Here is a 13,445-nt window from a genome sequence, read left to right as displayed (position 1 = left end):
AAGTGAAGAGCGCCGTCGAGACCCTGGAGCCCACCAAGGTCAAGCTGACCGTCGAGGTGACGTACGACGAGCTCAAGCCGAGCATCGAGCACGCGTACGAGCACATCGCCCAGGACGTCGTGGTCCCGGGCTTCCGCAAGGGCAAGGTGCCGCCGCGCATCATCGACCAGCGCATCGGCCGTCCGGCGGTCCTCGAGCACGCGATCAACGAGGGCCTGTCCGGCTTCTACGCCGAGGCCGTCCGCGAGAACAAGCTCCGCCCGCTGGGCCAGCCCGAGGTCGAGGTCACGCAGGTGCCCGGCCTGACGGCCACGCCGAAGGGCGAGGAGGGCGAGCTCCACTTCACCGCCGAGGTCGAGGTCCGTCCCGAGATCACCGTCCCGGCCCTCGACGGCCTCGCCGTCACGGTCGACGACGTCGAGGTCTCCGAGGAGGACGTCCAGGGCCGTCTCGACGCCCTGCGCGAGCGCTTCGGCACGCTGGTCGGCATCGACCGCCCGGCCGTCGAGGGCGACTTCGTCGTCATCGACCTCACCGCCACCATCGGCGACGAGCAGGTCGACAACGTCTCGGGCGTCAGCTACCAGATCGGCTCGGGCAACATGCTCGAGGGCATGGACGAGGCGCTCACGGGCCTGTCGGCCGGCGAGTCGACCACGTTCGAGACCGCCCTCGCGGGTGGCGAGCACGCCGGCGAGACCGCCCTCGTCGCCGTCACCGCCACGACCGTCAAGGAGCGCCAGCTCCCCGACGCCGACGACGACTTCGCGCAGCTGGCCAGCGAGTTCGACACGCTGGACGAGCTGACGGCGGACCTGCGCGAGCAGGCGTCGCGGATCAAGATCTCGAACCAGGCCGTGCAGGCTCGCGACCTCCTGCTCGAGCAGCTGCTCGCCGGCACCGAGATCCCGGTCCCGAGCGGCGTCGTCGAGGCCGAGGTGCACCGTCACCTCGAGGGCGAGGGTCGGCTCGAGGACGACGAGCACCGCGCCGAGGTGGGCGAGCAGGCCACCACCGCGCTGCGCAACCAGATCCTCCTGGACACGCTCGCGGAGCAGCTCGAGATCAAGGTCAGCCAGAACGAGCTCCTCGACTACCTGGTGAACGCGTCGCGCCAGTACGGCATGGACCCGAACACCTTCATCCAGACCATCGACCAGCAGGGCCAGATCCCGACCATGGTGGCCGAGGTCGCCCGCTCGAAGGCCCTCGCCGTCGCGCTGCGCCGCGTCGCCGTCACCGACAACGCCGGCCAGGCCGTCGACCTGAGCGAGTTCATCGGCTCGGACGCCGAGGACGCCGAGGACGCAGCGGAGGCCGCCGAGGCCGCTTCCGTGACCGGTGGCGACGCCGCCGCGGACATCTCGGTGCTCGACGACGCCGAGACCGTCGAGGACGCCAAGGCCTGACGCACGTCCCAGGAGGCCCCGCACCCGCCCGGGTGCGGGGCCTCGTGCGTTCCGGGAGCCCCTGCTCTGCCGTCAGCGAAAACGCACGGCGGCGGGACATGGGCGGGTGTGGCCGCGCGTTAGGGTCACTGCATCGCACGGCCCCCCGAGGGGGGAGGACCGCGCGGTGCAGGACAGACGTCACCGTCAGACGAGGGAGCCTTCGTGAACGAGCTAGTGCCGATGATGGCCAGGGCAGACGGCCCGGCCTTCGGCCTCAATGACTCCATCTACAACCGACTGCTCCGCGAGCGCATCATCTGGCTCGGCTCCGAGGTGCGCGACGAGAACGCCAACGCCATCTGCGCGCAGATGATGCTGCTGGCCGCGGAGGACCCGGACAAGGACATCTGGCTGTACATCAACTCGCCCGGTGGATCGATCACCGCGGGCATGGCGATCTACGACACCATGCAGTACATCCAGCCGGACGTCGCCACGATCGCGATGGGCATGGCCGCGTCGATGGGCCAGTTCCTGCTGTCGTCGGGCGCCCAGGGCAAGCGCTACGCCCTGCCGCACGCCCGCGTGATGATGCACCAGCCCTCGGGCGGCATCGGCGGCACCGCGACCGACGTGCGGATCAACGCTCAGCTGATCCTCCACATGAAGACCGTGCTGGCCGAGCTCACCGCGGCCCAGACCGGCAAGACCGTCGACCAGATCAACAACGACGCCGACCGCGACCGCTGGTTCACGGCCCCCGAAGCCCTCGAGTACGGCTTCGTGGACAAGGTCGTCACGAAGGCCGACTCGGTCGCCGGCGGCGGCGGCACGGCCTGACGGCCGACGCCCTCAGACCCTTCATCTTGAGGAGAAGCTCGTGAGCATGGAATCCCAGTTCATGGCCCGCGCCGGGATGCTGGCCGGCCCCGGCGGCCTCGCGCCGTCGTCGCCGGCCGCCCGGTACGTGCTGCCGCAGTTCGAAGAGCGCACGGCCTACGGCTTCAAGCGCCAGGACCCGTACACCAAGCTGTTCGAGGACCGCATCATCTTCCTCGGCGTGCAGGTGGACGACGCCTCGGCCGACGACGTCATGGCCCAGCTGCTGGTGCTCGAGAGCACCGACCCGGACCGCGACATCATCCTGTACATCAACTCGCCCGGCGGCTCCTTCACGGCGCTCACGGCGATCTACGACACGATGCAGTACATCAAGCCGCACATCCAGACGGTCTGCCTCGGGCAGGCCGCCTCGGCCGCGGCCGTGCTGCTCGCCGCGGGATCGCCCGGCAAGCGCCTGGCGCTCCCGAACGCGCGCGTGCTGATCCACCAGCCGGCGATGGAGGGTGGCGGCTACGCGCAGGCGTCCGACATCGAGATCCACGCCAACGAGCTGATCCGCATGCGCGAGTGGCTCGAGCTGACCATCGCGCACCACACGGGGCGCGACATCGAGCTGGTCCGCAAGGACATCGAGCGCGACAAGATCCTCACGGCCCAGCAGGCGCTGGAGTACGGGATCGTCGACCAGGTGCTGGCCAGCCGCAAGGGCGTGGTCCCGACGACGGTCCAGCCCAAGCCGTAGGACACCAGGGCCGGGTCCGCGCAAGCGGACCCGGCCCCGTCGCGTCCGACCAGGTCAGGCGACACACCCTGGCAACACGTGCCAACACGTGCTGACACTCGGCGTGTGTACGGCTGACATCCCGGCCGCGGTGGTGTGCAATGGGGGAGGACGCGCACCCTGCGGGGTGACGCACGAACGACGCACCGCCCGACGGGCGGAGGGCGACACTGAGGAAGGGGACCGACGTGGCTCGTATCGGGGACGGGGCCGATCTCCTCAAGTGTTCGTTCTGCGGCAAGTCGCAGAAGCAGGTCAAGAAGCTGATCGCGGGACCGGGCGTCTACATCTGCGACGAGTGCATCGAGCTCTGCAACGAGATCATCGAGGAAGAGCTGGCGGAGGCCACCGAGGTCGGCCTGGTCGAGCTGCCGAAGCCGAAGGAGATCTTCGAGTTCCTCGAGCAGTACATCATCGGCCAGGAGTCCGCGAAGCGGGCCCTCGCGGTCGCGGTGTACAACCACTACAAGCGGGTCCAGGCCGGTGAGACGCGGACGTCCACGACGGACGACCACATCGAGATCGCGAAGTCGAACATCCTGCTGGTGGGCCCCACGGGGACCGGCAAGACGTACCTCGCGCAGACCCTGGCCCGCATGCTCAACGTCCCGTTCGCCATCGCGGACGCCACGGCCCTCACCGAGGCGGGCTACGTCGGCGAGGACGTCGAGAACATCCTCCTCAAGCTCATCCAGGCCGCCGACTACGACGTCAAGAAGGCCGAGTCGGGGATCATCTACATCGACGAGATCGACAAGATCGCCCGCAAGAGCGAGAACCCGTCGATCACGCGCGACGTCTCCGGCGAGGGCGTCCAGCAGGCGCTGCTGAAGATCATCGAGGGCACCACGGCCTCGGTCCCGCCGCAGGGTGGTCGCAAGCACCCGCACCAGGAGTTCATCCAGATCGACACGACGAACGTCCTGTTCATCGTGGCGGGCGCGTTCTCCGGGCTGGACGACATCATCGCCGCCCGGGCGCGCAAGCGCGTGGTCGGCTTCGGAGCCCCCCTGCTCGACTCGGTCGACGAGGGCGACCTGTTCTCCGAGGTGCGCCCCGAGGACCTGCAGAAGTACGGCCTGATCCCCGAGTTCATCGGACGGCTCCCCGTCGTGGCCGCGGTCTCCCGCCTCGACCAGGACGCGCTCGTGCGGATCCTCACGGAGCCGAAGAACGCGCTGGTCAAGCAGTACCAGCGGATGTTCCAGATCGACGGCGTCGAGCTCGAGTTCGACGACGAGGCCGTGGCCTCCATCGCCGACCAGGCGCTCCTGCGCGGCACCGGCGCGCGCGGCCTGCGGGCGATCATGGAAGAGGTGCTCCAGCAGGTGATGTTCGAGGTGCCCAGCCGCGACGACGTGGCCCGGGTGGTCATCACGCGCGCCGTGGTGCTCGAGAACGTCAACCCGACGCTGGTGCCCCGGGACACGCAGGAGAAGCGCACACCCCGCGAGAAGAGCGCCTGACCTTCCCGCGTTCCCGCCTAGGATCGCGTCCGTGAGCGACCTGCCGACCCCGATCCCCGCCGAGCTGGCCCGGCTGCGAGGCAGCATCGACAACATCGACGCTGCCCTCGTGTATCTGCTGGCCGAGCGCTTCAAAGCGACGCAGCAGGTTGGCGTGCTCAAGGCGACCCGGGGGCTGCCGCCCTCGGACCCGGCCCGCGAGGAGCAGCAGGTCGCACGGCTGCGGGAGCTCGCGCACACGGCCGACCTCGACCCGGTGTTCGCCGAGAAGTTCCTCGCGTTCATCGTCGAGGAGGTCATCCGCCACCACGAGGCGATCGCGCAGGGCCACGCCCGCACGGACTGACGATACGGGGTGGCGCCGCGTCCTTCGGGGGCGGAAGGTAGGAGGGGTCAGCTCCGGCGGGCCGCGCGGGGGCGGAGGACGCCTGCGGTCGCCGGGGATCGTCGATCCCGGAGGTGCTGCCCATGGACCTGCACTGGCTCAAGCCGCTGCTCGGACGCCCGTCACCGTTCACCACCGTCTACCTCGACGCGACGCGCGCCGGGGCGACCGGTGACGCGGAGGCCCTCGAGCGGTGGAAGGCCGTCCGGCGCGCGCTCGAGCGCGACGGCGCACCGGCAGGGCTGCTCGACCAGATCGCCGACGTGGTGTCGCGCCCGACCGGCGTGCGCGGCCCGCACGGTCGCGTGGTCGTCGCGGACGCCCACGCGGTCGTCGTCGACCGCGTGCTCGCACAGCCGCCGGCGCAGTCCCACGCGGTGTACGGGCCCGCGCCCGCACTGCTGCCGGCGGTCCGGGCCGCCGACCAGACCGTCACCTACCTGCTCGTGAAGGTGGACCGCAACGGCGCGGACCTCACGTGGGCGGCCGGTGGCACGGTCCGGACCGAGGGGGGACCGGAGACCGAGACCGTCGAGGGCGGGCACGACGACGTGCACAAGACGCGTGAGGGGGGACTGGACCGGCGCAGCCAGACGCGCGCCGAGGACTCGTGGGGGCGCAACGCCGAGGCCGTCGCGGCGGTGCTGGACAAGCGGGTCGCCGAGCGCGGTCCGGACCTCGTCCTGGTGACCGGCGACGTGCGCGCGGTCAAGCTCGTCTGCGAGGCGCTCGGGCAGCAGGCTCGCGAGCTCGTCGTGGAGGTGCTCGGCGGGTCCCGGGGCGAGGGTGTCAACCAGGGGGCGTTCGACGCGCGGGTGGAGGAGACCCTCGCGCAGTTCCGTGCCCGGCGGCGGGAGTCCGTGCTCGACCGGTTCCGCGAGGCGCAGGGTCGCGGAGACGGTGCCGTGACGGCGCTCGACGACGTCATCGAGGTGCTGCGCCGGGGCCAGGTCGCCGAGCTGGTGCTCCACGTCGACGGCTCGACGACAGGGCTGGCGGACCGGACCCTGTGGGTCGGGCCGGAGCCCCTGCAGATCGCGTCGAGCAAGGCGGACCTCGTCGCCATCGGTGTCACGGGCGAGGCCCGCGAGATGGAGGCCAACGTCGCGCTCGTCCGGGCCGCTCTGGGCCAGGACGCCGGCCTGACGTTCGCCGAGGACGGCACCGTCGACCTGGTGGACGGCATCGGCGCCGTCCTGCGCTGGTCCGACGACTCGACGCCGAGCGAGGCGGTCCCCACCCAGTCCGCCGACCAGGCCCGCCTGCGCACGGTGGTGTAGCACCCCGCAACGTCCGAGCAGAGGAAGCCCAGCGCCTCCCTCTGCTCGGACGTTGCGCTGCTGTCTGGGCTTGCGTCCGAGCAGAGAGGGGTCAGGGCCTGCAGCTGCTCGGACGTTGCGGGTCAGTCGGTGGTGCGGGTGTCCACGTAGAGCGCGTCGATGTCCGCCGCGAAGTCCTTGAGCACCAGGGCGCGCTTCACCTTGAGGGACGGCGTGAGGTAGCCGTTCGCCTCCGTGAGGTCGGTGGTGAGCACGCGGAGCTTGCGGATGGACTCGGCGCGGGAGACGGCCTCGTTGGCGCGGTCGGCGGCGCGGTCGAGCGCCTCGAGGACGCCCGCGTCGGCGGCGGCCTCGTCGACGGACATCGCGGGCATCCCGTGGTTCGACAGCCACCCGGGGAGCATCTCCGCGTCGAGCGTGACGAGGGCGCCGATGAACGGGCGCTGGTCGCCGACGACGACGACCTGGCTGACCAGGGGGTGCCCACGCAGTCGGTCCTCGAGCACGGCAGGCGCGACGTTCTTGCCGCCGGCGGTGACGATGATCTCCTTGGTCCGGCCCGTGATCGTGAGGTAGCCGTCGTCGTCGAGGTTCCCGACGTCGCCCGTCCGGAACCAGCCGTCGACCAGGGCCTCCGCCGTGGCCTCGGCGTCGTGCCGGTAGCCGCGGAACACGTGCGGGCCCGCGACGAAGATCTGACCCTCGTCGTCGACCCGCAGCGCCGTGCCGGGGAACGCGGGGCCGACCGTGCCGACCTTGGTGGCGCCGGGGCGGTTCACGGCGGTCGGCGCGGTGGTCTCGGTGAGGCCGTAGCCCTCGAGCACCTCGACGCCGATGCCCCGGTAGAAGTGCCCGAGCCGCTCTCCCAGCGGGGCGCCGCCGGAGATCGCGTACTGCGCGCGGCCGCCCAGCGCGGCGCGGAGCTTCTTGTGCACGAGCCGACCGGCGAGCGCGTGCCGGGTGCGCAGTGCCGCGCCCGGCCCGGCGCCGTCGAGGGCGCGCGAGTAGTCCTCGGCGGCCTTGGCGGCCCAGCGGAAGACCTTCAGCGTCGTCCCGGAGCCGGCCTTCTGCTCGGCCGAGTTATAGACCTTCTCGAACACCCGGGGGACGGCCAGGATGAACGTCGGCTGGAACGCCGCGAGGTCGTCGAGCAGGTGCTTGGCGTCGGGCGTGTGTCCCAGGACGGCGCCGGACGGGACGCAGAGCACCTCGATGAACCGCGCGAACACGTGCGCGAGCGGCATGAACAGCAGCGTGCGCGAGCCCGGGGCGGCGCAGACGTCGCCGAGGCCGGCGACGCCGTTGAGCGTGAGCGCGACGAAGTTGCCGTGCGTGAGCTCGACGCCCTTGGGCCGGCCCGTGGTGCCGGAGGTGTAGATGATCGTGGCGAGGTCGTCGGCCCGCGCGAGCGCGCTGCGACGGGCGATCTCGTCGTCGGCGACCTCCGCGCCGGACTCGACGAGCGTCGCGACCGCACCGTCGTCGATGACGAGCACCTCGGCCAGGCCGGGCAGGTCGTCGCGGACCTCGGCGACGACCGCGGCGTGCTTGGCCGTCTCGACCAGAGCGAGCCGGACCCCGGCGTCGGCGGCGATCCACCGGACCTGCTCCGCCGAGGACGTCTCGTACACGGGCACGCCGAGCGCACCCGCGGCCCAGCAGGCGAAGTCGAGCAGCGTCCACTCGTAGCGCGTGCGGGACATGATCGCGACCCGGTCGCCGGGCTCCACGCCGCGTGCGACGAGCCCCTTCGCCACGGCGGTCACGGAGGCCGCGAACTCCGACACGGTGACCGAGGTCCATGCGCCGTCGACCAGGCGCTCGGCGAACACCCCGGACGGGTCACGCGCCAGCCGATCCGCCAGCAGGCCGGGGATGCTCGCCGCCGGGTCCAGCTCGACCAGCGCGTCCGAGCGGAGCTCGCGCACGGTCAGGCCTTCGGCTCGGGCGGCGCCAGGACGGCGTCGCGCGCCACGCAGGCCTCGCCGTCGCCGTCCACCAGGGTCAGGGTGCCGACGACGCGACCGGCCGCGCGCACGTCGTCGAGGGCGACCTCGACGCCGGGGCGCAGGGCGGCAGGGACGGCCAGCTCGACGGCGGTGATCTCGGTGCGCATCGACACCTTGGCCTCGGACTTGACCTTGCGCAGCGCGGCCAGCGCTGAGCCCGCGGCGGAGACCACCCGCGGGTCGGCCGCGGTGCGCAGGGGCTCGGCCGAGGGCCACTCGGCACGGTGCACCGAACCCTCGCGCCACCACGACCAGACCTCCTCGGTGGCGAACGGCAGCACCGGGGCGAACAGGCGCAGCATGACGTCGAGGGCGATCGCCAGCGCCGCGCGGGCCGAGACGGTCTCCGGGGACGGCTCGCCGTAGGCGCGGTCCTTGACCAGCTCGAGGTAGTCGTCGCAGAACGTCCAGAAGAACGTCTCCGACAGCTCGAGCGCGCGGGTGTGGTCGTACGCGACGAGCGCCGCGGTGGCCTTGTCGACGACGTCCGCCAGTCCGGCCAGCATCGCGCGGTCGATCTCGACGGTGACGAGCGCCGGGTCGAGCGCCAGCGGCTCCGCCGGATCGCCGAACGACAGCGCGAACTTCGAGGCGTTGAGCACCTTGATGGCCAGGCGGCGGCCGATCTTCATCTGGCCGATCTCGAACGCGGCGTCGGTGCCCAGCCGGGCCGAGGCGGCCCAGTACCGGACGGCGTCGGACCCGTGCTCCTCGAGCAGGCTCAGTGGCGTGACCACGTTGCCCTTGGACTTCGACATCTTCTTGCGGTCCGGGTCGAGGATCCACCCGCTGATCGCCGCGTCCGACCACGGCAGCGAACCGTGCTCGAGGTGCGAGCGGACGACGGTCGAGAACAGCCACGTCCGGATGATGTCCTGCCCCTGGGGGCGCAGGTCCATGGGGAACACGCGGCCGAACAGGTCGGGGTCCGTGCGCCAGCCGCCGACGATCTGCGGGGTCAGCGAGCTGGTGGCCCACGTGTCCATGATGTCGGGGTCCGCCGCGAAGCCGCCGGGCACGCCGCGCTGGTCGGCCGTGTAGCCCGCGGGCACGTCGGACGACGGGTCGATCGGCAGCTCGGCCTCGGTGGGCAGCAGCGGGGCGTCGTGCCGCGGCTCGCCCTGCTCGTCGAGCGGGTACCAGACGGGGAACGGCACGCCGAAGAACCGCTGGCGCGACACCAGCCAGTCACCGTTCAGGCCGCTGACCCAGTTCTCGTAGCGGACCTTCATGAAGTCGGGGTTGAACCCGAGCTCGGCCCCGCGGGCGAGCAGGGCCTCGCGCAGCGCCTCGTCGCGACCGCCGTTGCGGATGTACCACTGTCGGCTGGTCACGATCTCGAGGGGCTTGTCGCCCTTCTCGTAGAAGTTGGCCTTGCGCTCGGTCTTCACCGGCTCGCCGTCCAGGTCGCCGGTCTCCCGCAGGCCGGCCACGACCGCCTCGCGCGCGGAGAAGGTCGTCTTGCCGGCGAGCTCCTCGTAGCGCGCGCGGGCGCCGTCGGACGCGAGCCAGTCCGGGGTGTCGCGCAAGATCCGGCCGTCACGGCCCACGACGGACCGCGTCGGCAGCTGCAGCTCGCGCCACCACTGGACGTCCGTGAGGTCACCGAAGGTGCAGCACATCGCGATGCCGGCACCCTTGTCGGGCTCCGCCAGGGTGTGGGCGAGCACGGGGATCTCCACGTCGAACAGGGGCGAGCGGACCGTGGTGCCGAACAGGTGCTGGTAGCGCTCGTCGTCGGGGTGCGCGATGAGCGCGACGCAGGCGGGGAGCAGCTCGGGGCGGGTGGTCTCGATGTAGACAGGGCCGTCGGCGCCGTGGAACGCGACCCGGTGGAAAGCACCGGGGTAGTCGCGCGCCTCGAGCTCGGCCTGGGCCACCGCCGTCTGGAACGTCACGTCCCACAGCCCGGGAGCCTCGGCCTGGTACGCCTCGCCGCGCGCGAGGTTGCGCAGGAACGCCTGCTGCGCGACGGCCCGCGACTCCGCGGACACCGTCTGGTACGTCCGCGACCAGTCCACAGACAGGCCGAGCCGCCGCCACACCTCCTCGAACTGCCGCTCGTCCGTGACCGTCAGACGCTCGCAGAGCGCGACGAAGTTCTTGCGGCTCACCGGCACCTGCGGCCCGGACTTGCCCTCGCCGCCCTCGAACGGGGGAGTGAAGTCCGCGTCGTAGGGCAGCGACGGGTCGCACCGGACGCCGTAGTAGTTCTGCACGCGACGCTCGGTGGGCAGGCCGTTGTCGTCCCAGCCCATGGGGTAGAACACCTCGCGGCCGCGCATGCGCTGGAAGCGGGCCACGACGTCGGTGTGCGTGTACGAGAAGACGTGGCCCACGTGCAGCGAGCCGGACACCGTCGGCGGGGGCGTGTCGATCGAGTAGACCTGCTCGCGCGTCGCCGTGCGGTCGAACGCGTACAGGTCCTGCGCGGTCCACGCCTCGTCCCAGCGGGCCTCGACGCCGTCGAGCGAGACCCGGTCCGGTACCTGCCGCGTGCCGGTGATGGTGGCGGGGGCGGCAGGCGCGACGGATGCAGTGGGGTGCTCGGAGCTCATGGGCAGACATCTTCCCAGATCGGCGGGGTCGCAGCGGTCGGGCGACCATCCGGCGAACGTTCGGTGAACAGGGCCGGGCCGTGGCGCGTCCGTCGTCGGGCGGGTGGGAGGATCGCCGTTCGCCGGTCAGGAGCGCATGATCGGGTGGACGCACGCACATCGCAGCGACGGGGGAGGCTCGACGATGGCCCCCGAGGGCTTCCTCCGGTCGCACCTCGCACCGCCGCCGCGCACCCTCCTCGACGTCCTCGATGCCACGACGGCCGCGCACCCCGACGCTCCCGCGATCGACGACGGCAGCGCGGTGCTGACGTACCGCGAGCTCACGGACGCCGTCGAGGCCGCCGCGGGCGGGCTGGCCGCGGCCGGCATCGGCCCGGGGGACCGGGTCGGGGTGCGGATCCCGTCCGGGACGGCCGAGCTCTACACCGCGATCCTCGCGGTGCTGGCGGCGGGTGCCGCGTACGTGCCGGTGGACGTCGACGATCCCGACGAGCGCGCGCGGACCGTGTTCCGCGAGGCGGGCGTCGCGCGGGTGCTCACCGAGGGCGACCTGGAGACCAGGCGGTCGGCGTCGCCGCGGCGGCCAGGACTCGACGACGACGCGTGGATCATCTTCACCAGCGGCTCCACCGGCGCGCCCAAGGGAGTGGCCGTCACGCACCGCTCGGCGGCCGCGTTCGTCGACGCCGAGGCCCGCCTGTTCCTGCAGGACGCCCCGCTGGGCCCGGGCGACCGCGTGCTCGCCGGGCTGTCGGTCGCGTTCGATGCCAGCTGCGAGGAGATGTGGCTGGCCTGGGCCCACGGCGCCTGCCTGGTGCCCGCGCCGCGCGCCCTCGTGCGCACGGGCATGGACCTCGGGCCGTGGCTCGTCGCGCAGGGCATCACGGTCATCTCGACGGTGCCCACGCTGGCGGGGTTGTGGCGCAGCGAGGAGCTGGCCGGCGTGCGGCTGCTCATCTTCGGCGGCGAGGCGTGCCCGCCCGAGCTGGTCGCCCGCCTGGTCGGTGCCGGGCGCGAGGTCTGGAACACGTACGGCCCGACCGAGGCGACCGTCGTTGCGTGCGCCGCGCTGCTGTCCGCCGACGCGCCGGTGCGCATCGGGCACGCCCTGGACGGCTGGGACCTCGCGGTCGTCGCGCCCGACGGGCACCAGGTCGAGGAGGGCGGCGTCGGTGAGCTGATCATCGGCGGCGTCGGGCTCGCGCGGTACCTCGACCCGGCGAAGGACGCCGAGAAGTACGCGCCCGCCGGCGGGCTCGGTTGGGCGCGGGCGTACCGCAGCGGCGACCTGGTCCGGTACGAGGCCGACGGGCTGCTCTTCGTGGGGCGGGCCGACGATCAGGTCAAGGTGGGCGGCCGGCGCATCGAGCTGGGCGAGGTCGACTCCGCGCTGCTCGGGCTCCCGGGCGTGGCCGGCGCCGCGGCGGCGGTCCGGCGGACGCCCGCGGGGACCGCCGTGCTGGTCGGGTACGTGGTGCCCGAGCCGGGCGTCGAGCTGGACCTGGCCGAGTACCGTCGGCGCCTCACCGCGAACCTGCCCGCGGCGCTGGTCCCGCTGCTCGCGCCGGTCGACGCGATCCCCACGCGCGGCTCGGGCAAGGTCGACCGGGACGCCCTGCCGTGGCCGCGCGAGCGGCCCGACGAGGAGGCCGCGGGCAAGGTCGACCGGGACGCCCTGCCGTGGCCGCTCGAGCGGCCCGACGAGGAGGCCGCCCCCGCCGTGGGCCTCACGCCCACCGGCACGTGGGTGGCCGAGCGCTGGACGGCCGCGCTCGGCGTCGCCGTGGCGAGCCCGGACGAGGACTTCTTCGCGTCCGGCGGCGGCAGCCTGGTGGCCGCGCAGCTGGTCAGCGCGCTGCGCGCCCGGTTCCCCACGGTGACCGTCGCGGACGTCTACGACTACCCGCGCCTCGGTGACCTGGCCGCCCGGCTCGACGAGTTCGACGCGCCGGCCGTGTCCGAGGAGCGGGTCGTCGCGCCGACGCCGCTGCGCGCGCAGGTGCTGCAGACCGTGCTGGCCGTCCCGCTGGCCACGCTGGTCGGGCTGCGCTGGCTCACCTGGCTGCTGGCCGCCGACGCCCTGCTGCTCGCGACGACCGCGGCGCCGTGGGTGCCCGTGGTGCCGGGCGTGTGGTGGTGGGTCGCGCTCGGCTGGGTCGTCCTCATCAGCCCGCTGGGCCGGATGGGCACCACCGTGCTCGTCGCGCGGGCGCTGCTGGGCGACCTCGAGCCGGGTCGCTACCCGCGCGGCGGGTCGGTGCACCTGCGGATCTGGTTCGCGGAGTCGTGGGCCGCGGCAGCCGGGGCCGAGAACCTGTCGTGCGCGCCGTGGGTCTCCGAGTACGCGCGGGCGCTCGGCGCGACCGTCGGCAAGAACGTCGACCTGCACGCCCTCCCGCCGGTGACCGGCCTGCTGACGCTCGGCAACGGCTGCTCGGTCGAGCCGGAGGTGGACCTGCGGGGGCACTGGCTCGACGGGGATGTGCTGCGCGTCGGGCGCGTGCGGATCGACAAGCGCGCGACCGTCGGCACCCGCAGCACGCTCGCGCCCGGCACGCGCGTCGGTGCGTGGTCCGAGGTCGCGCCCGGGTCCGCCGTGCTCACGTCCGTGCCCCCGGGGGAGCTGTGGGTCGGCTCGCCGGCGACGTTCGACGGACCCGCGCGCCGGCACTGGCCGCGCGACCGCGCGCCGCGCGGGCGACGCTGGGTGGCCGTGTACGGCGCCACGG

9 protein-coding genes are annotated in these 13,445 nt (G+C 72.7%); 7 read left to right on the top strand and 2 right to left on the bottom strand.

Translation table 11 applies throughout. The annotated features are described in order from the left end of the window. Positions 1–2 precede the first annotated feature (2 nt). The 6 genes from tig to AC1DT4_RS17495 all read left to right on the top strand — a co-directional run bounded on the left by tig (position 3) and on the right by AC1DT4_RS17495 (position 6,146). Positions 3–1,409: a trigger factor gene (tig, locus tag AC1DT4_RS17520; protein ID WP_477091063.1), complete on the top strand. Its 1,407-nt coding sequence runs from the start codon at positions 3–5 to the stop codon at positions 1,407–1,409. 204 nt (positions 1,410–1,613) lie between these two features. Then, positions 1,614–2,231: an ATP-dependent Clp protease proteolytic subunit gene (locus tag AC1DT4_RS17515; RefSeq protein ID WP_477091062.1), complete on the top strand. Its 618-nt coding sequence runs from the start codon at positions 1,614–1,616 to the stop codon at positions 2,229–2,231. Positions 2,232–2,271: 40 nt separating this feature from the next. After that, positions 2,272–2,976, top strand: a complete 705-nt coding sequence (locus AC1DT4_RS17510; RefSeq protein WP_477091061.1) for an ATP-dependent Clp protease proteolytic subunit — start codon at positions 2,272–2,274, stop codon at positions 2,974–2,976. 227 nt (positions 2,977–3,203) lie between these two features. Further along, positions 3,204–4,481 (top strand): ATP-dependent Clp protease ATP-binding subunit ClpX, encoded by a 1,278-nt coding sequence (clpX, locus tag AC1DT4_RS17505; protein WP_477091060.1) that lies wholly within the window; start codon positions 3,204–3,206, stop codon positions 4,479–4,481. A gap of 31 nt (positions 4,482–4,512) precedes the next feature. After that, positions 4,513–4,827 carry a chorismate mutase gene (locus tag AC1DT4_RS17500; protein ID WP_477091059.1) on the top strand — a complete coding sequence of 105 codons (315 nt, stop codon included), beginning with the start codon at positions 4,513–4,515 and terminating at the stop codon, positions 4,825–4,827. A 122-nt stretch (positions 4,828–4,949) separates the two neighbouring features. Further along, on the top strand, positions 4,950–6,146 hold the full coding sequence (locus AC1DT4_RS17495; protein ID WP_477091058.1) for a baeRF2 domain-containing protein: 1,197 nt from the start codon (positions 4,950–4,952) through the stop codon (positions 6,144–6,146). A 122-nt stretch (positions 6,147–6,268) separates the two neighbouring features. Here the strand turns inward: AC1DT4_RS17495 and AC1DT4_RS17490 are convergent, their stop codons facing one another. Together AC1DT4_RS17490 and valS are read right to left on the bottom strand one after the other, a co-directional pair. Beyond that, positions 6,269–8,074, bottom strand: a complete 1,806-nt coding sequence (locus tag AC1DT4_RS17490; RefSeq protein WP_477091057.1) for an AMP-dependent synthetase/ligase — start codon at positions 8,072–8,074, stop codon at positions 6,269–6,271. A gap of 2 nt (positions 8,075–8,076) precedes the next feature. Continuing rightward, on the bottom strand, positions 8,077–10,713 hold the full coding sequence (gene valS, locus AC1DT4_RS17485; protein WP_477091056.1) for a valine--tRNA ligase: 2,637 nt from the start codon (positions 10,711–10,713) through the stop codon (positions 8,077–8,079). A gap of 184 nt (positions 10,714–10,897) precedes the next feature. Between valS and AC1DT4_RS17480 the strand changes: the two genes are divergently transcribed. Beyond that, on the top strand, positions 10,898–13,445 hold a 2,548-nt coding region (locus AC1DT4_RS17480; protein WP_477091055.1), incomplete at its 3' end, for a non-ribosomal peptide synthetase.

The organism is Cellulomonas sp. P4_D11, from assembly GCF_056401915.1.
The sequence above is the reverse complement of the archived record's forward strand: the minus strand, read 5'-3'. Positions and strand labels throughout refer to the sequence as shown.